Origin of the sequence: Muribaculum gordoncarteri, from assembly GCF_004803695.1 — a bacterium.
In the GTDB taxonomy this organism is placed as follows: domain Bacteria; phylum Bacteroidota; class Bacteroidia; order Bacteroidales; family Muribaculaceae; genus Muribaculum; species Muribaculum gordoncarteri.
This window is the reverse complement of the sequence record NZ_CP039393.1, coordinates 2,096,276-2,114,267: the sequence shown is the minus strand read 5'-3', so window position 1 is coordinate 2,114,267 and position 17,992 is coordinate 2,096,276. Positions and strand designations below refer to the sequence as shown.

The 17,992-nt window shown below is 42.4% G+C and carries 15 protein-coding genes, 3 tRNA genes and 2 pseudogenes; 4 read left to right on the top strand and 16 right to left on the bottom strand.

Annotated elements, in window-relative coordinates; genetic code table 11:
- Positions 1 to 17: 17 nt before the first annotated feature.
- A complete protein-coding gene (locus tag E7746_RS09415) occupies positions 18 to 1,037 on the bottom strand; it encodes a kinase (RefSeq protein WP_136410635.1) in 1,020 nt (339 codons plus the stop codon).
- Between the two features lie 624 nt (positions 1,038 to 1,661).
- On the opposite strand from E7746_RS09415, the pseudogene E7746_RS09410 reads away from it, so the two are divergent.
- Positions 1,662 to 1,938 (top strand): annotated as a pseudogene (locus E7746_RS09410) (hypothetical protein); the annotation flags it as partial.
- 227 nt (positions 1,939 to 2,165) lie between these two features.
- Here E7746_RS09410 and E7746_RS09405 read toward each other — a convergent pair.
- The 7 genes from E7746_RS09405 to E7746_RS09375 form a co-directional block, all read right to left on the bottom strand.
- Positions 2,166 to 2,241 (bottom strand) — tRNA-Trp (locus tag E7746_RS09405).
- Between the two features lie 9 nt (positions 2,242 to 2,250).
- A tRNA-Phe gene (locus tag E7746_RS09400) sits at positions 2,251 to 2,323 on the bottom strand.
- Positions 2,324 to 2,330: 7 nt separating this feature from the next.
- Positions 2,331 to 2,418: transfer RNA gene (locus E7746_RS09395), tRNA-Ser, on the bottom strand.
- A gap of 716 nt (positions 2,419 to 3,134) precedes the next feature.
- Positions 3,135 to 3,653 carry a DUF6155 family protein gene (locus E7746_RS09390; protein WP_136410633.1) on the bottom strand — a complete coding sequence of 173 codons (519 nt, stop codon included), beginning with the start codon at positions 3,651 to 3,653 and terminating at the stop codon, positions 3,135 to 3,137.
- Positions 3,654 to 3,675: 22 nt separating this feature from the next.
- On the bottom strand, positions 3,676 to 4,680 hold the full coding sequence (locus E7746_RS09385) for a HipA domain-containing protein (RefSeq protein WP_136410632.1): 1,005 nt from the start codon (positions 4,678 to 4,680) through the stop codon (positions 3,676 to 3,678).
- Positions 4,673 to 5,002: a HipA N-terminal domain-containing protein gene (locus tag E7746_RS09380; protein ID WP_104404290.1), complete on the bottom strand. Its 330-nt coding sequence runs from the start codon at positions 5,000 to 5,002 to the stop codon at positions 4,673 to 4,675. Before E7746_RS09380 ends, E7746_RS09385 begins: the two co-directional genes overlap by 8 nt.
- The gene (locus tag E7746_RS09375) at positions 4,999 to 5,199 is read right to left on the bottom strand and encodes a helix-turn-helix domain-containing protein (RefSeq protein WP_136410631.1); all 201 of its coding nucleotides are present in this window, start codon (positions 5,197 to 5,199) and stop codon (positions 4,999 to 5,001) included. Before E7746_RS09375 ends, E7746_RS09380 begins: the two co-directional genes overlap by 4 nt.
- A gap of 537 nt (positions 5,200 to 5,736) precedes the next feature.
- On the opposite strand from E7746_RS09375, the gene E7746_RS09370 reads away from it, so the two are divergent.
- Genes E7746_RS09370 through E7746_RS09360 form a run of 3 tightly spaced genes read left to right on the top strand, consistent with a single transcriptional unit; the run spans position 5,737 to position 8,226 of the window.
- Positions 5,737 to 6,861 (top strand): hypothetical protein, encoded by a 1,125-nt coding sequence (locus E7746_RS09370; protein ID WP_168184353.1) that lies wholly within the window; start codon positions 5,737 to 5,739, stop codon positions 6,859 to 6,861.
- Positions 6,862 to 6,881: 20 nt separating this feature from the next.
- A complete protein-coding gene (locus tag E7746_RS09365) occupies positions 6,882 to 7,667 on the top strand; it encodes a metallophosphoesterase (protein WP_136410629.1) in 786 nt (261 codons plus the stop codon).
- On the top strand, positions 7,651 to 8,226 hold the full coding sequence (locus E7746_RS09360) for a metallophosphoesterase (protein ID WP_136411332.1): 576 nt from the start codon (positions 7,651 to 7,653) through the stop codon (positions 8,224 to 8,226). The genes E7746_RS09365 and E7746_RS09360 overlap by 17 nt, the downstream gene beginning before the upstream one ends.
- An 80-nt stretch (positions 8,227 to 8,306) precedes the next feature.
- On the opposite strand, the gene E7746_RS09355 is transcribed toward E7746_RS09360, so the two are convergent.
- From E7746_RS09355 to E7746_RS09320, 8 genes and pseudogenes are all read right to left on the bottom strand, one after another.
- The gene (locus tag E7746_RS09355; RefSeq protein WP_136410628.1) at positions 8,307 to 9,338 is read right to left on the bottom strand and encodes an alcohol dehydrogenase; all 1,032 of its coding nucleotides are present in this window, start codon (positions 9,336 to 9,338) and stop codon (positions 8,307 to 8,309) included.
- Positions 9,338 to 9,712: a hypothetical protein gene (locus E7746_RS09350; RefSeq protein WP_136410627.1), complete on the bottom strand. Its 375-nt coding sequence runs from the start codon at positions 9,710 to 9,712 to the stop codon at positions 9,338 to 9,340. The genes E7746_RS09355 and E7746_RS09350 overlap by 1 nt, the downstream gene beginning before the upstream one ends.
- 7 nt (positions 9,713 to 9,719) lie before the next feature.
- On the bottom strand, positions 9,720 to 10,751 hold the full coding sequence (locus E7746_RS09345) for a virulence RhuM family protein (protein ID WP_136410626.1): 1,032 nt from the start codon (positions 10,749 to 10,751) through the stop codon (positions 9,720 to 9,722).
- Positions 10,752 to 10,758: 7 nt separating this feature from the next.
- The gene (locus E7746_RS09340; RefSeq protein WP_136410625.1) at positions 10,759 to 12,156 is read right to left on the bottom strand and encodes a restriction endonuclease; all 1,398 of its coding nucleotides are present in this window, start codon (positions 12,154 to 12,156) and stop codon (positions 10,759 to 10,761) included.
- A gap of 15 nt (positions 12,157 to 12,171) precedes the next feature.
- Positions 12,172 to 14,430 carry an LlaJI family restriction endonuclease gene (locus tag E7746_RS09335; protein ID WP_136410624.1) on the bottom strand — a complete coding sequence of 753 codons (2,259 nt, stop codon included), beginning with the start codon at positions 14,428 to 14,430 and terminating at the stop codon, positions 12,172 to 12,174.
- Complete coding sequence (locus tag E7746_RS09330; RefSeq protein ID WP_136410623.1) at positions 14,427 to 16,259, bottom strand: 5-methylcytosine-specific restriction endonuclease subunit McrB; 1,833 nt, start codon at positions 16,257 to 16,259, stop codon at positions 14,427 to 14,429. Before E7746_RS09330 ends, E7746_RS09335 begins: the two co-directional genes overlap by 4 nt.
- A gap of 256 nt (positions 16,260 to 16,515) precedes the next feature.
- Positions 16,516 to 17,030 (bottom strand): annotated as a pseudogene (locus tag E7746_RS09325) (very short patch repair endonuclease).
- Between the two features lie 6 nt (positions 17,031 to 17,036).
- Positions 17,037 to 17,816, bottom strand: a complete 780-nt coding sequence (locus E7746_RS09320; protein WP_136410622.1) for a toll/interleukin-1 receptor domain-containing protein — start codon at positions 17,814 to 17,816, stop codon at positions 17,037 to 17,039.
- Positions 17,817 to 17,992: the final 176 nt, after the last annotated feature.

Genomic DNA, 17,992 nt, shown 5'->3' with positions numbered 1-17,992 from the left:
ATTGATGGCGGATGGGATTATCGAGATTTCCGCCTTAATCTTTTGTCAACTAAGGCCAGATATTTTAATCCCGTTTGATCGATTGTGCTTTCCGGGCGCTCAATTCGACATGCTGAGTATATGGCATTTAACAGTCCCGGAATCGCACCTAATACGGGTGAGGCCAAGAATCCCAATCCTGCTGCTATGGTTCCGCATATTGTGCCAAAAACGATGTCCCCAAGATGGCTTTCGTTCATTCGTGCTGATAGCTCTTCTTTAGCAGCCTTCATTTCGTCAAGTACCATTGTGAATAGTGGTGATTCAGGGGTAATTGTCGGATTTAGAGCTATTTGCTCTACCTTATTGCTGAATGCGGTAAGTAAATCATGATGCCTGTCCTTAAATCGTCTAAGATGTGTCAAATCTATTTGTTTAGGATATGGTATCATTTCTTTGAGTATTAAATCTCTTTTGTATTGTCTTGTCCGTAATTCAACATCTTTGTTTTGTGCATATATTGTAGAAAAACATTTGCCGGTTATCCGATCTGTGACCGGTTGATAATCTATTTTGCAGGCAACTACTGAAGTAAGAAAAGTCATAAGTTCATAGGCGGTTTTAGGCTCCACACCATACCAATAATCATCGATCTGTTCAGCTAATCCCATCTGAATTAGGTTATAGAAAACGCCATCGTTAAGTTTGTCGTCGTGCATGTGAATCCCATTTTCTCTGAATGAGTATTTTCCCGCATGGATGTGACTGATTCCGTTTCTTTGAATTGGTAATCTTCGCCGTTTCAATATGCTTTTGTTCTGATTCAGGTACTCGTCAAACATTCTTGAAACCTCCCACGGATTATCAAGAACATTCATGGGGTTAACCGGAGTAATCAGCTCATTTTGAACCGCCTCTCTCATGAAGGGTTCATATCGCTCAGGTTCATGAAAGTATTGAGCCGGCACAATAGCGCTTACATTGTCGTGATAGAGCAAGGTGCGGATAGTCCATTCTGTATCAGGTAGATTTATATACGGGTAATATAATAGATTCATTTCTTGTTTTGATTATTAGTTGTGCTCAGAATCATTCGTAGAAAACGAATATATGAACTTGTCTATTCGTTTAACATAAAACCGCTTCATGTTGTTGCTTTCTGTCATAAAGAAATTTCTTTGGGCTATAAATTTTGAGGATTGATGGAACAATTTCCATCAGGATTGTCTTGGAGGAATTGTGACAAAATATTGAAACTTTCAATAGGCTACGCAGATAGGATGCGTAGCTTGATTATAATTTTGTCATTGATTTCAGCTTGGGATTTGTCGTAGCGCTGAAAAACCGTTAACTTTGCATCCAAATTCTGAAAAATAAAATTCAAATAATGCCGATGTTGCAACATAACATATCGTCAAGTTGGCGCCGCCGTAGCTACAGCAGCTGCAGCGTAAGTTGCTATAGCTTTCGATTTAAGGGCTTTTATAGCTTGCTTGAGGGGCGGTTTCGGCGATATTGCAGTTGCATCTGAAGTCTGACAATGCATTAGACGATAAGGAGATAGTCGGGAAGCTCTGAAAGCTTTCCGATTTTTTTGTGCCCTGTCATGGCCACATGCTCCTTATTGTCACGGCATGGCACAACGTAAAAATTTTCATATATGATTGAATTTTATAATTACCATGCCAATAAACAAGAATGCGTTATTAAGATACAAAACAATCGACCGATGCTTGAGAAACAAGTATCGGAGATGGACTTTGGATGATCTTGTCGAAGCTTGCTCGGAAGCCCTTTACGAAATGGAGGGTATAACCGGAGGCGTTTCAGTGAGAACCGTTCAGGCTGACATTCAAGTGATGCGATCAGACAAATTGGGCTACAATGCCCCGATAGAGGTGTATGACAACAAGTATTACCGATATGAGGATTCTGATTACTCTATAACCGAATCCCCGATAATCGAAGAAACGTATGAGCTCGTAGCTAAGGCCATTAGAATGATACATCAAAAAGGAGATGCTTCCATAGAGGATATGGGTGATATTCTGGAACAGGTTGGCGAACGGCTAAAGATACTGTTGATATATCAATAAAGAAGGCTTCCGTGAACACTTTTAGGGTCCTACGGAAGCCTTAATCATTAAGTGATTTTGAATCGGTGATTGCTACGCATTGTAGTATATTGGCACAGGCAGAAGGACTTGAACCCTCGACTTTCGGTTTTGGAGACCGACGCTCTACCAACTGAGCTATACCTGCATATATTCGTGGACACTTGTGGACTCGAACCACATTCTCAGGATTTTCAGTCCTGCGCATACACCATGTCTGCCAAGTGTCCATGGATGCGGAAGCAGAAAGATTCGAACTTTCGGAGCCTTAAAGAGGCTCGGCCCCTTAGCAGAGGGCTGGTTTCGACCGCTCACCCATGCTTCCTTTGTTTATCTTCCTTCAATCAATGAGCTGAAGATTGACACTGCAAAGTTATACATGCTGAATGCAGCCTATTTGCGTAGTGAAAAAATTTCTCAAATTTTTATGTGCTTTCGGATATTTGTGCTTGTGTTTGTGCCTATGCTTATGTTTATGTTTATGTTTATGTTTATGCCTATGCTTATGCCTATGCTTATGCCGAAAATGTCGATAATCACAAGTAAAAGCACTGTAAATTGTACTTTTACAAGCGTGAGATACTTAAATTTGGATGAAAACTATGTTTAGCATTAAATATTAGATTTTTTTTCTTGCCCAGAAAAACTCTTCCAAAATCAGCAACAACCAGCGCAACAAAAATGCATCAAAAATGATGTTATTTTTGTTACTTGTAATGGGTAAGTTGTTGATAACCAGATGTTGTCTATTTGCCGACGCAGTGCGTAGAACATTCTGTCGCTCAACGGTTTGCAATCCTTCGGATACAAAAGCCCGAAAATGCTCTGTTTTTACCTTCTGAAAATCGCATTTTCAGACCCTCCCAGGCCTGTGTTTTTGTACCCGCAAATATAGCTGTTTTAACTAAGATGTGCAAACGGCCGATACGAGGTCATTATCGATTCGTTTGAAAAAGTGTAGCAATCCCTCGGTTATTCGTTTGAAAAAGTGTAACTCTCGTTCTACTCAATTGAAGAATCCAGGCCTTAAAAAGAATTTAATCAATCCTCTGCGTATTCGTAGTAGATGTCCCACAATGTATCTGGAAAGCCATATCCACAACACTCCACAGACTTAATCATCTTTTTCATGCGTGGCGAGTATTCGGGCATCAGTCCGTTGGAAGATATGAATTTGACCGCTTTGTTGAAATTGTTTTCAAGAGCGGTATAAAACGGATTGTCGTAATCGCCAAATTGTGCAGTCAAGCTGCATCCTTGTTCCACATAGTAGAGCATCAGGTCGGCAATGGCATGTGGGGCAGGTACAAGTTTCTTGAATGAGGTTATCAGTTTATTGCATTCTCTGAAACTCGGATCTTTAGGCCAGTCATTGCGGCCAAAGAATTGGTTGCGTATTGCCTTCTTGTATTTTTCAAGCTCGGCATCGCTATTGGGTTCCATATAAAACTCAAGCCATGCGTTCGCTTCCTTGCTCGCATCGTATAACTGGAACATAATATCGACAACCTGTTCTTTTGATAGAGCCGACATATATTTTTTTAGTTTTGCTTTTGACATTTTTGTATGGGCTAAATTGATATTATTCTGAAAATCTGTTGAAACGGTTTATTCGCTCGTTTACGATGCGGACATAATTGCGTTTCAGTTTGTCGGTGAGAAAACTATGGTCAACAAGTCGCTTTGCACCTTCTGGTAAAGCGGTGTATTTGTTTAGGATTCTATCAATACGTTTTTTTACCAGGCCAATTTTGTCTCCGAATTTCTCAAAATCCAGACGGCAGGGATGACCGGTTCTATCGTAAACGTCGCTCTTTTCTATATCAGATGACAGTCCGCTGTCAAGACCGAAGTCATCGCCATTGACATGTAAACTTGTATTGATTAGATCGTAAGCAGGAGCCAGACGGTAATCGTGCCCATTCAGAATCAACGAGAAATTTTTAAGGTGATCATCGCCATTCGCATAAATGTAATTGAAAACCACGAGTTCAAAGAATCTCTCCATATCAACCATCCACGCGGCGACATTTGCCCTAATCGCTTTGGCAATATCCTCATAGCAACCGTTGTATTTGAACTGGAGTCCGGCGGTCTGTTCATTCTTGCCTATTATCGAGGCGAAATCTTCCATCGGGAGTTTTGACCCGTCGGGGAGGATGTCGAAACGGCGTGTAATATATACCGGTTGTCCTTTGGGCGTAAAACAAAGACCATTTGCTGCGGTCTGTATTCCGTAAATCTGTGAGGCAATCTGCATAGTAAGATGTTCGTTGGCAGGAATCATCTTGCGGTCACGAAGAGTCTTGTCCCAGGGCGCGGGTTTCAATATATGCGTAGAACGCTCATTGTCGCCTGCTATATTGATTGCATCTGCATTTATAATAGCCGGAAATTTTTCCTGAACGCCTGAAACCGATATGCGGTGCATGGCATCCGCAATCTCGCCGACATTCCGGAACTCGTCAATGTCAAATCCAAGTACCGGATTCACTTTTGTTTTACCAAATAGTAATTTGGCGTATTTCGGGCTATAAGTGTTAAATCCCTCAGCAAGAGAAGAAGGACAGTTCTTTATTTCAATCATTGGTAATCCTCCTTACATTAACGGCTCCTATAAAATCTCTGTCGGCCATCGCTTCAAGCAGTCCGAAAAAATCCTGTTCATCAATTTTCAACGAGCGGCAAATCACACGGCGGTTTGCTCCCTCCGGAATCATATTAGAGAAGAAAGGAAACAAGTACTCAGAATAAAAAGCATCTGTTCTTTTGGGTAGCGTCGCAGAAATCGGGGGCATGGGAGAGTCAAGATAATCTTTACAATATTGGAAAGAATATCCGATTCCCGGATGCTTCTCCGTCAATATGCCGGCTTTTATTTCATTGAAATATACTTCAAGCTGTTTCATACGGTGTGCCTTATACGATATTCAATCTCAATGCCAAGAACATCAAGAATTTTCTTCACGGTGCTAAGTGCAGGATTACCCTTGCCACGCTCAATATCCTTGATTGTAGCAAGACCCACTTGCGACATTTCAGCAAGATCCTGTTGGGTGAGGGAAAGCGTTTCCCTACGCTGTTTCATTATATCCATCAGTTTCATAGTCTGACATAATAAACTTTTTCGCAAAAATAAGGAGAATTTCTGAAACTGCCAAATGAAAGTATAATAAATCATACTTTCGACCATTCTGTTATAGTTGGTATTGAAATTGGTCGAATAAAGTATAGTATATCATACTTCTGTCGCTTGTGAAAAATTTTTTTGGTGGATTTGTGAAAAAGTATTAACTTTGCGGCCACAAAAAAAGAGACAAATGGCAAGACAGCATTGCAACATACTAATCATCAAAGGTATTCAAAGCTTAAAAGGCTTTGAACGCAATGCATGTGTGCTTATGCCGTCAACAACAGGCACATCATATTGCGGAGCTGTCCGACCGTTTCGTTTCAGTAACCCAACTGACATAAGTTAGTCTACAAATACAGACTACTGAGATATAACGACTGTCGGAAAGTCCTTACCAAGCTTCCCGACAGTCGTTTTTTTGTGTCCAAACCGATATAACCTTCTCCGTCGCGATTAGCTGCGGACGCACATTTCAATAATCGCGTCTTAGGACGCATAACCCGAATGAAAATGAAGTTTAATGATCAAAAGAAATTATATCGCCAGAATGCTCTGACTCAGTCAGACATCCTCTACCTCCCCGACAGTCGCGGTCTTGATGTGACCGTCGTTTCGGGGAAGTGTGCCGATATCATACGCAGCATACATGGCTCGATGAGTCGTCTGGCTCCTATGGGCGATGATGAGAGGAGAAGTCTTTGGTTTGAGGTCAAGGGTAAAAGATGGGAGTGGTATAGGTTGTCGGTATCAACCTATAAGAATCGCCATTATCTCTATATCACCGGAGACACTTATGACCACCATGTATTTTGTGACAAGGAGGATTGTAATTCCCGCCATTGTTTCTATGAGGATGAACTCGCCGAAATATTCTCAAAAATCGAGAAGTATGTTGCCGGACTCGTTGACAACATCTTGTCTGCGCCCGAACAATATAATTCGTATGTTGAGAAATATTTGAGTTACTACCGGAGAGAAGGGTTGATAAAGAGGTCAGTCCTGAACTCTTTGATTCCTGACAATAGCTATGACGGAATCGATATACCTCGGGTAATCAACTTATACGAGAATCAGGTCGAGCCTACTCTGTTCTCTGAGATGACCCTCAGACGTTATATGCACTATTGGCGTATAGCATACGAAGCTGTATATGGCAAGATGTCGGGAGATGATGTCGAAGTCTTCAGGCATTCAAGCAAAGGGCACGAGGCAAGAGAATATAATCTTGATTCTGAGGATGATTTCAGAAGATGGAAGTCCGATGTCTCACCTTATCACGGCTTTGATGTGGTGTATGCGAGAGTTCACTTGTACCCTACATATACCAATGGTCAATGGCATTTTTATGTCGGCACCGGTAGCTATTGGAATCTTGATGATTGCTTTCGAGCTGTCATAGGATTGTCTGATGCCGGAATCTCGGTTGAATTGGGAGAAGTCGATCATATTCTCGGAATCTTGAAGGAAACCGACTACGTAGAGATTACCCCTTATGCGTATCGATATATGCAGGGCGATGACATCGGTAGCCAGATGAAACTCCCTTATGCGGACGAAGTCGGCAAGGTTGTTATCAAGGAAATAGTCGCAAACACTAAATGGAATAAGCTTGAGAAGGTAAGTCCTCTCGCTTAACAACTCAGCAATAAGGAAATATGAAAATACAATACGCATCTGACCTCCACTTGGAGTTTCATGAAAACAGCCGTTGGCTGAAAGAGAATCCGCTTATAACTGTCGGCGATGTTCTATTATTAGCCGGAGATATCGGCTATCTGGGAGATGACAATTACGCACATCATCCCTTCTGGGACTGGTGTGCAGAGTCTTTCCATCAGACTATCGTAATTCCCGGCAACCACGAGTTATACAAGAGTTTCGACATCAACGACCTTCACGAAGGCTGGCAGCAAGAAATATGTCCGAATGTAAAAACTTGCTATAACTGTGTGATTCAGTTGGCTCCCAACATCGATCTCATCGCATCGACTCTTTGGGCAAAGATTCATCCTTATGATGAGTATCAGACCGAACGCGGAGTAACTGACTTTCATCGTATCAGAAACGGACAGTTCCGTCTCTCGGCCCAGCGTTTCAATCAGGAGCATGAGCGTTGCCGTGAGTTTATCGAGAGAAGTGTGGCGGAAAGTCAGGCCAAGCACATCATAGTCGCCACTCACCATGTACCGTCGTTCGAGCTTATGGCAAACGAGTTCAAGGGTAGCCCGATAAATGGAGCCTTTACATCCGAACTTGGCGACTTTATTGCCAGTAGCCGTATCGAATACTGGATATATGGCCATTCGCATCGAAACATAAACAAAACCATCGGCAATACCCGGTGCATCTGTAATCAGCTTGGTTACACCTTTCATGGTGAACAGGCCGATTTCCGCCGGGATGCTGTAATAGAAATAAATGACAATGAATTTCAAATTTGACGGTGACCGGTTGTTTTTCACTTCCGATACACATTTCAATCATACCAACATACTGCGATATTGCAATCGCCCTTTCAAGACTGTAGGGCAGATGAACGAAACAATCATCACTAACTGGAACAATGTGGTTGAGCCTGATGATATAGTCTTCCATCTCGGAGACTTCTGTCTCGGTGGAGCTGAAGAGTGGAATAAGATTCTTGACCGTCTAAACGGCAGAATCTATCTCGTTCTCGGTAATCATGACCTCAAGAATATCCGGCAAGGATTCATAGACAGGTTCGAGCACGTTGCAATGTCAATGTGCATTCAGGTCGGCAAAAAGAAAATCTATCTGAATCACTTTCCTTATCTGTGCTTTGATGGTGGCTATCATAACGATGTATGGCAACTGTTCGGTCATGTGCATACCCGCCCATCGAACACCGGGATTGACGCCGGACGCCTTCAGTACCTCTTCCCGACACAACTTGATGTCGGGGTAGACAACAATAACTTTATGCCTCTGTCTTTCGATGAGGTACGACACAAGATTCAAAGGCAGATCGAATCGAACTAAGTATTTACCTTCTCGATGGCGTCTTGTCTGCTAACGAGACGCCGTCGTCTTTCTGTTTATAAAGTTTTTGACTATGCTCTTCAATCCGGATGGATGGCGGTTTTGATGACGTTGTCGGAGCGGTTGGCGAAGAGGTCGTAGGCTTCTTGAATGCGGCTTAGGGGAAAGCGGTGGGTTATCAGATGGGTGGTGTCAATCTTGCCTTCGGAAATCAGCTGCATGATTTTGTCGCAGTCGCAGGCATCGACACCGCCGGTCTTGAACGTCAGGTTCTTGCCATACATCCACGGAAGGGGCAATATCTGTTCCGTTTCGTAGAGTGCGCCAATCGTAACGATGGCATTGGGACGGGCGCACCGCCATGCGAGTTCAAACGACTCCTCGCCACCGGCAACTTCAATGACGCGGTCGGCCCCTCGATCCTCTGTCAATGACTTAAGTACTTCAAGGCATTCTGTCGGCTCAATTACCTTGACATCCGGATAATGCTGGCGTACAAATCTTCGACGGCTCTCATCGGCTTCGCAAACTACTATCCTTTGTGGATTATACAGCTGAACACATTCCAATGTGCATAATCCCGTCGGTCCGGCACCGATGATAAGTACAGTGTCTTCCTCGGAGATTTCGGAAATCGTGGCAGCCCAATAACCGGTAGCGAGGATGTCGCCGACAAACAGAGCCTGTTCATCGCTCACGTTGTCGGGAATCGGAGTAAGGCCATTATCGGCATACGGCACACGGACATATTCCGCCTGACCGCCATTGATGCGGCAACCAAGCATCCATCCACCGGATGTGCAGTTGTTCACGTATCCACGTTTGCAATAGAAGCAATCACCACAAAAAGTCTCGACATTCACGGCAACTCTGTCTCCCGGCTTTACCTTGGAGACATCCGAACCGACAGCCTCAACGACGCCAACTAATTCATGTCCCACAGTAATGCCGACCTCCGCCTGAGGCACAGCCCCATGCAGAATATGAAGGTCTGACGAGCAGATACTTGAAAGAGTAACCCTCACCACGGCATCCTTTGGGTTCAAAATCTCCGGCTTCGGTTTCTCAATCAGCGCAAACCGTCCCGGCTTCGTATATGTCAATGCTTTCATTATAACTTTCTTCTATTCCTCTTTTTATCAAGTTCTGCATACAAAGCCGGACGGAGTTTACGGTTGTAATCCTCTATCTCTTTTATCTTCGGAGAATCGGGTGGTAAAATCTCATAACCTCCATCAAGCAAGTTTTGGGATTCATCATATAAATTATCCCCATAATGCTCCCTTAATCTTTGACTCACTTCATCACGAGAAATCTCGCCTTTGACATTACTGATTACCAAATCAAGCAAATATGCGGACACCTTCAGTTCTGCCGCATCTTGCAGACCGATACTGACAAGCCACGCATCCGCTTGTTCTCTTATCATTGGATTATCGCTGTGTGATAACTCAACAAGCTCCTGATATTTCTCTTCGTATGTCATGGAATTGTTATTCTATGTCTAAAGGGATAAGATTGCCATCGTTGAAGCGGTCAAAGTCAGATTGAAAGAGCTTGTCCTGAATGACGCGATATTTCTCAAACTCAGTTTCAGCGTATTCTTTAGCTTGTTCGGCCGATACATGTCCGGTATCCGTCAGAACGGGACGGTCGGTAAGATCAAGAAACTTATCAATACGCTTAGCCCAGTCCTCCATTGTCATAGGAATATGACGTTTAGCCATATCTTCCGCCAAGTCAAGGAAAGAGTTGACAATTCGTCCCATATCCTCCAGTTCACTCTCTTTGAGATAATTTTTGGCGATGCTGACATCCGGCTTAACAATCTTCCCCTTGGGAGCATTCTCCCATGTTGTGAGACCCATATGCTCCTTTTCGGCATTAGCCCGGTCAATTATCAGTTCAGCGGCAGTATGACCATGAACTGCATAGTGCATCTTATTTTGCACCTTCTTAAAGAACAGTCGGGTGGTCGGCGCATCTCGGTTGTAGTCGATGGCAGTAGCATAAATATCCGTCAGCTTCTGATAGAAACGTCGCTCGCTGAGGCGAATCTCTCGTATCTCAGCCAACAAATGCTCGAAATAGTCCTCGCCAATAAACGAACCGTTCTCCATACGCTTCTTGTCAATCACATATCCACGGATGGCAAACTGACGCAAAACAAACGTACACCACTGCCTGAACTGCGTGGCACGTATACTGTTTACCCGATAACCAACACTTATGATGGCATCAAGATTGTAGAACTTTAGCTTCCGGTTCACCTGACGCTCACCCTCGGTTTGAACTACCGAGAAATTCTCGGTAGTTGCCTCCTGAAGCAATTCGCCGGTCTCGTAAATATTTTTCAGATGAAGTCCGATGTTGTCAGAAGAGCAGTCAAACAACTGCGCCATAGCCTTCTGCGTACACCACACAGATTCATTATGGTACACAACCTGCACTCCATCTTCCTTACCCTCAATCTGAAAGATCAGGAACTCCGCCGTGCTATTTCGTATCTCAAACTTCTTCGCCATAATATAACTATTTCTCTAAAATATGGGACAATAGTATAGGCTGTTGAAATCCCTGCATCGGTACTAATAAAAGTTTCTGCTCAAAAGAAATTTGTCGTTTGTCTTCTTTTGTTTGTAAACATATTGTAGTACGGTTGTTAAATTCTGCTATTGAGAATTTATTTCTCATCATAGAGCTGAATACTGGATTGGAGAAGTCTTCCTCAAACAATTTTACCAGTTGTCGAAAGAAATGATTGTGCATCAGCCTCTTTATATCAGGATTAGTTGTCGCAATTGTTTTATATGAATGAAGGAATTCATCTGCATTAATCGTGTATAATAATGCGGAAGGAGAATGTTTTATCAAAAACATACAATCATCTCTTTCTTGGTTGTCCAAATCAAGACCATATTGAACAAGTTTGATTTGCTCCATTAACTTCAGGTCTATCATGTTCTGGAATTTTTCAGAAGAGAAAAGGTCTACTTGCATTCCTATCTTGTAGACATGGTTAATAAATGGAATGACGTCATCTATCTCTGTCAAAGACAATGTATTATTATCCTCAATAGAGATATATCTCGAATGTAATGCTGCTTCTTTTAATTGTTCCTTGGGAACAGATTCTTTACTATCAGAATAAATGATGTGTTTTTGAACATCATCAAGGCTGAGATTACCGAGTGAAAACAAACCAGTTAACATACTGCTCTCAATAATCCTCAATAGAGCCGTTGTTTCTTCATTAGACCAGACATCCTCATACATTTCTTGACTAAAACTGGTCCATGTATTAATCAAGGGTACTATTTCTTCAACCTCATGTCTTTTCATAAGTTCGCCAGAGGTATTACAAATAGTATATTTGGAATTGTCTAACGAGACAATGAGATAGCACTTCTTTTCAAAATACGCAATATCAATATCCCAACATTGAATTTTGTGATTGTGGTTAAGGTGCTCTTTTACTGTGGTTGCCTTATTTATGGAATATAACTTAGAAAGGATGTAATATAGTTCGTCGTTAGTAATCAGTTGAATCCTTTCGTCATCTGCAAAATCATCCCTAAATGAACCTTGAACACAACCATTTGCTCCAAATAGGGATATCATCAATCCTATAGTATGTTTTGCTTCGTGGCCTTTTTTTCGTTCAATGTATAGTTTTCCAATAAATTTAAGCCAATCGGTCATATCAATCGGCCTGTTATATGCTTTGCATTCACATATAACAGGTGTTTTTATGTCACGAATTCCTACGTAATCTTTCTTTTCAGCTCTTACATCAATTTCATTTGCCCCGGAGTGTTGCGTGTCCTTTGCGATATTAGAGAATCCTTGATATTCTAATAATTGACGTGTCAGTTCTTCCAACTGCGACCCTTTGTCATCATTATTTCTTCCAAGTATATATACTTTCATAGTGCCTTTTCATGATTATAATCCTTCAATACAATCCCATTCCTCCTGTTCTTTAAGTCCGTAAGAAGTCTCTGGTTCTCGGGCGAAATGAACATCTTCGTCAGTGGTGTAGGTACTGTTCTTATTAAAGATGTGCTCTTTGAGGTACTGGAGTGTCCAAATTTGATTTGCCATGCGGGGAACGATGCCTTCCGTGCAACGGCGTTCGAGTGGATGATATGCACCAATCTTTATACGGAGGGTGGGGTAATTCGGGATTGATTGCCCGTCCTTCATTACCTTTGTGCGTGTACCGAACGAGATGCGCTCAATGTCATAATATCCGTCGATTGTGTTGTCGATAAGAGGCAAAAGGTACTTGGCTTCGGAAATGTCACCTCCTGGCATATTAAGCATAACATAAGTAGCACCCTCTGCCTCATGGTTGTAGAACAGTTGATAAAGTTTTGCGACATTTTTTCGACCGTCTTCTCCAGTTTCTTCCTTGCGCACAAGACAGGTAAGGAATTTACCCATACCATCAGGACTATTTACTATACCTTTATCTTTTCGCTCTTTTTCTAACTGAACGGTCGGGTCTTTACCGAGTTCGACAGGAACAACATAAAAGTTTTCGCCGAGCAATGCCCGAAGTCGTTTGTTGTCTTCAGGATATGATTTGTCTAACGCAAGTGAGAAAAGATTCTGATTCTCGTATGGTCGGAAAGTCTTGCCGAGGGTTTCTTGAAAGTGCGCTTTGAAGTAGGCCGAGGCATTGACATCAGGGTGTGCTGCCAATGCGTAAAACTCAAACTTTTCTTTGAGCATATCCTGCACGGCGCGACGGAACTTGTCGCGGACGCTGTGCCGCCATGTGGCTTTTGCCCCGGCATTATTTCGGGCATAAAGTGCGAGCACAAATAGGAAGTTGACATCGTAATGCGAGAGCAGCAGCGTGTCGCGGTCATATAGTCGGTTTTTGAACTGACGGCTGACAGGCGGCTGATTGGGATGCGGCTCGGTATAGTCTTCATACGACAATGTTTTCTTGTCGATAGAAGCAGAAATGAAGAAATTGGGGATTACATTGTAGCCCTCAGTAACTTCATCAAAAAGCTGAATGCGCTCAAACGGGTCAGCCATGTTTGGATTGCCATTGAGCCATATATCGAGATTCCATTGGATAACATTACGTGCGTAAGTGCGTTGTTTATAGATGGATTCCTTACCGAGCGAGTTGCCGATTTTATAATATTTGGAGTCGCCGATGTAATAAATATCATCGTCGGCTTTATCATCGATTAGTAGTCCGTCGTAAGTATAGAAATGGTCTACGAGCTTGCCGTCGTCCTGTTCTTTCAATCCGCGCGGTATGTTTGTATCACCGATAAGTTCGTCAATCATCGCCTCAAATACGATGTGGAAGGATTTTACAAGCAAATATTCACTTTGCGATGTATTGACACGAATTTTGTATGTCTTATCGAAGAAGGCATAACATAAATCCCACAGCTTAATGGCGGTATCAGAGAAATACTTATATTTTATCTGACGTAGGCGTGTACGCCCGAAGCCATCGAGGTATCGTTTGAACATAGCTCCAGTGATGAGCTTGAATCCGAAGTTAATATTGGAGCGGAAACCGTATGTGTCAGATATGTATTGCAGAATAGAGAAGAAAATCACAATGAGTTCTTCGTCGAAATTCACCTGACGTTTTTTGTTTACCGGGTTAAGGTACGTCGGGGTGCTGTCTTGAACAATGGCGGTAGTTCGGGCGATGGTCTTACCCCAATTTATTTTGTTAAAGCCGGAGTGCAGGTTCTTAAGTATAAAAGTGAAGAACTGCTGATTTTCCTTGTTGAAGCGGATTAGCGACAAGATAACATCAAGAAGTGTGTTGCTTTTTTTCTTGTGTGTTCCTTTGCCCTCGTCCTCTATCTGTCGATGGAGTACAATCTCATTTTTTTCGTGCGATTCATTATAGACCACGATTGCCCGGTGAATCCACACGGCAAATTCATAGAGAAACTTTCGGTGTCTCTCGTCAATCTTTGCTTCATCGAGATGAATAAGGTTTTGAGGCTCATATTCACCGAACACCTTTCCCTGTTCGTCAATAAGAACTTTGGGGAGAATGAAAACTACGTCCTTGACTCTTTCATGAGGATTATAGTAATACCCAACGTAACTGACTGATACACGTTGCTCAACGTCCTGAAGGGTGAAAAGCCCGTCAAGAACATCTGCTACATCAGACACATCATACTGGTATTCCTCAATCAGAAGTTTCATTCTGGCACTTTTTCTATATTTAAGCCAAGGTCAGAACTGTTGACCAGACGCATAAGCTCATTGATACGGTTTGCATTCCACTGATTCGTAATATAAACCTTCTCTCCATCTCCGGTTGCGACAGACCAAAAACGGTCGCGTTGGTTGGGTAAATCCGCAATTCTAGCTTCATACTCTGATGCCGAAAGAATGAAATAAGGGATTTGAGGATTCACCCTATTCCATTTGTCGATTACTTCGGCGGCGGTAAGCGAGGGGTTAGCTTCAACGTACTTTCGCAGTGAGCGCAGTACGGTCTGACGCTTGTTATTCTTACCCTCACCATTTATGGAGTAGCGAGATAAATCACGCTGACTTTGACTATTTTCCAAGGCTTCTCCTTCTGAAGAATCTTCGTCCTTAATTGAGTTAATGTCAACATCTACAATATCGAGTTTGAAGTTGGCCATTAAGTTGGCAAGCGCGTGTGGTTGGTCTTTATCGAAGAAGTCAGTAAAAATGAATGAGCGATTTTTATCCTTATTCTTGAAAAGCTCGCTCGACACATCAAAATCCTTAAACACGTCTGTCCAAAGATAGAACAATACCTTGTTCAAGAATACGTCTTCCGAAATAATACCGGTGGCATTATCAGCCTTGGCAAAGAAATATCCCATCTGCTTGTCCGACGATTCAGTAAGCGTATATATTTCTGGATTGATTTTGCTAAGGAACTGCCCCCATGAATAGATGTTGTCTCCAATTTGGAAATTCCAGTCTATTGGCTGTTGCGTTTTCTTATCGATTGGGTGGTACTCAATGGGCATATACTTCCAATTCCAACGACGTTTGAAAGCGGAGTCGATGGGGAAAAGCGACTGATCGCTTGTGTTCATCGTTGCCCAGATATAGAGATTGGGCGGAAGGAGTAGAAGTTTGCCGTCGAGAATGTCTTGACCGAGAGCTTGTGTTTTGCCGTTATCTTTGTGCAAAACAAAAGCACGGATAGTATCTTTCTGGTCGTCAGAAAGAGAAGCAAAACCTTTATCATCGCCACTGAGGAACTGCGTTATGTCTTCGTCTGCATGAATGGCATACGATGAGCTGCCAGCATTGTTACGGTCAAGCAGTTGGAAAAGGTCGCCGAAAATCTGAGCGCAGTTGCCACGATTTATTTCCTCGATAATGAGGAAATAAGGCTTGGTCAGGTCGTTCCATGCTGCCACGTATGCTTTCAAGAAAGCTTGTGGCACATATTTATAGACGATTTTCTTTTCCGTACCAGGATGCCCGTTTTTGCCTGTGGCAAACTGAACGGACTCACCGTTAATAGAGTTAATAGGTACGTTCTCCATCGTCGGCTTATACGCACCTACAAATGAAGCATAGTCGCTGTCAGGGTGGAACGTAGTGCGCACCGAGTTCCCATCGTCGGTCTTATTGTCGATGGTGAACGACTTTCCAGTTCCCGGTGCACCGTAATAGATAATTTGCAGCGGTTCATCAATTCGCTTAACTGGATTAAATGAAGCCGCAGCTATGGCTTTGTCTGATGAGCATAATAGTTCTCCAGTCACCATTTTTGCCATTGTGGTCAGGGTGGAGGTATAACCGTATTCAAATTTATCAATATTAGTTCTGCCGGCGAGATCTTCTCTTGCTTGTGCGGCTGTATTGCTTGGGTATTTTTCAAAATAGTCTACATATTCGTTTAATAGTGATCGTGAAATTGTTCGGACTCCAGTAGCCCCCTTGCTATTATTTTTCACAATATAACAAAGGGAATCAGAATCGAGTATTTCTATTTGTCCATTGGTTGATTTAAATCCTGGTTGTAATATGTAGTGCATTACCCGAAGTAGAAAGAACTTCTATGTAGGCTGACGGGCGACCAAACCCTTTGCGGCCACAAGGAAGCTCCTTAATATGATGTATATAAGTTATTACTTACATAGAATCTTTGCCTAAGGCAAAGCGACTTTCGTCGATGAGGTCTTTGTCAGCGCAAGCGCGGTTTATATTACAAAGTTACGAAAATTATTCGAGACTTCGGCTTTCGTTGACAAAGTTAATAATCGTCATGGGCAAAAAACAGACACACCAAGGTTAAGAATGGTTGTTGTCTCCATAAATTCGCTCTGATTCAGGCTCGGCAGCTATGGATAGTTCATCCATGTTGGATCCGATAAGGTATGATTGGGCCGGATTGACAATGCGGTCATAAAGGCGTTTGAGATATTCCTCTCGCTGTGCAACGGTCTTGATTTCGCACTCCCATACCTGGACAACGCGCCATCCAAGGGCTTTCGCTCCGCTTCGTTGCGGGCATCGCGGGCAACATTGCGCTCTATCTTCTCTTCCCAGAACCCGACATTGGACTTTGGCAGCCGGAAATACTTGCATCTCTCATGCCCATGCCAGAAGCATCCGTTGACGAAAATGACTGTCTTGTACTTTGGCAGAACAATATCCGGAGTGCCCGGCAACCTTCTGACTTGAACACGGAACCGCAGACCTCGAGAGAAAAGATATTTCCGCACAATCATCTCTGGCTTCGTATCCTTCCCCTTGATAGCCGCCATATTCTGGCTTCTTTGTTCCGGTGTCAACACATCCGCCATTCTGTCCTATCTAATGATCTTTAACGGTATGGCATCGAATCTTTCATGACTAGATTTATGCATTACCATTATAATGTCGAAATCAGGGACTTTAGATATATCAAATTCTACAATAAACGGCATGTCTGGTGTTGTGCCATGCTCAACACCTCTCATAAAAGTATTCACCTTTAATCCAGAGTTTAGAGGAACACCGTTTTGATCACCGCCTATATGCATTGTTTCATTTAGAACTTCAACTGTGACATCTTTGGTGTCATTCAAAGTGCAAAACAAAAAGGAAGAGATAGGTTCTAGAAAATGCAATGCTCTACATGTTATTCTTAATTTGTTCCCTATATGTTGTTTTTCTGCAACAAGATTGTGGAATTGAGTTGTTGGAGTCTGATATGTGTTATTCCCTTGGATAACATCAACAATCTGTCTAACCGCAACCTCTATTCCTTGAGAATATAGATCAATATAGAGACTTTGGGTTAGTAATATCGGCATAGGAGAGTTATCCATACGGATAGGGATAAATTTTATGGCATTTTGAGCAGCTTTAAAGATTGCATTTTGCCACTCCATTTTCACCATACTACTTGACACACTATTTGCAGAGACAAAGAAAAAGAAGTATTGGCAATTTGATAGTCCTTCATTCATTTTGTCTATGATACCATCGCCGGGCTGTATTGACCAAGAATCGTAGAAAACATTGTTTTGTCCAAATATTTTTCTGAGTCGAAGTGCTACTTGCTCAACAACAGGTTTGTCTTTCCAATTATGGGAGAGGAAAATCATTATAAAAAGAGATGTTAATTAGCACAAATCTGAAGGTTGCCAGCCAATGATGAATGCTATAAGTTATAAATTATTAATGAAGTGTATAAGCTTGTTTTCAGACTTTAATCATCAATTACAAAATTACAAAAAAGTTCTGACATTGCAATCGAATGAGCCGAGAAACATAACATGAC

Excerpts from the sequence above, each read along its gene's own strand:
- E7746_RS09355 (WP_136410628.1), bottom strand. The coding sequence starts at position 9,338 with ATGAAAGCATTGACATATACGAAGCCGGGACGGTTTGCGCTGATTGAG.
- E7746_RS09380 (WP_104404290.1), bottom strand. The coding sequence starts at position 5,002 with ATGAAACAGCTTGAAGTATATTTCAATGAAATAAAAGCCGGCATATTG.
- E7746_RS09350 (WP_136410627.1), bottom strand. The coding sequence starts at position 9,712 with ATGACATACGAAGAGAAATATCAGGAGCTTGTTGAGTTATCACACAGC.
- E7746_RS09385 (WP_136410632.1), bottom strand. The coding sequence starts at position 4,680 with ATGATTGAAATAAAGAACTGTCCTTCTTCTCTTGCTGAGGGATTTAAC.
- E7746_RS09330 (WP_136410623.1), bottom strand. The coding sequence starts at position 16,259 with ATGCACTACATATTACAACCAGGATTTAAATCAACCAATGGACAAATA.
- E7746_RS09365 (WP_136410629.1), top strand. The coding sequence starts at position 6,882 with ATGAAAATACAATACGCATCTGACCTCCACTTGGAGTTTCATGAAAAC.
- E7746_RS09375 (WP_136410631.1), bottom strand. The coding sequence starts at position 5,199 with ATGAAACTGATGGATATAATGAAACAGCGTAGGGAAACGCTTTCCCTC.
- E7746_RS09335 (WP_136410624.1), bottom strand. The coding sequence starts at position 14,430 with ATGAAACTTCTGATTGAGGAATACCAGTATGATGTGTCTGATGTAGCA.
- E7746_RS09390 (WP_136410633.1), bottom strand. The coding sequence starts at position 3,653 with ATGTCAAAAGCAAAACTAAAAAAATATATGTCGGCTCTATCAAAAGAA.
- E7746_RS09320 (WP_136410622.1), bottom strand. The coding sequence starts at position 17,816 with ATGATTTTCCTCTCCCATAATTGGAAAGACAAACCTGTTGTTGAGCAA.
- E7746_RS09345 (WP_136410626.1), bottom strand. The coding sequence starts at position 10,751 with ATGGCGAAGAAGTTTGAGATACGAAATAGCACGGCGGAGTTCCTGATC.
- E7746_RS09415 (WP_136410635.1), bottom strand. The coding sequence starts at position 1,037 with ATGAATCTATTATATTACCCGTATATAAATCTACCTGATACAGAATGG.
- E7746_RS09340 (WP_136410625.1), bottom strand. The coding sequence starts at position 12,156 with ATGAAAGTATATATACTTGGAAGAAATAATGATGACAAAGGGTCGCAG.
- E7746_RS09370 (WP_168184353.1), top strand. The coding sequence starts at position 5,737 with ATGAAGTTTAATGATCAAAAGAAATTATATCGCCAGAATGCTCTGACT.
- E7746_RS09360 (WP_136411332.1), top strand. The coding sequence starts at position 7,651 with ATGAATTTCAAATTTGACGGTGACCGGTTGTTTTTCACTTCCGATACA.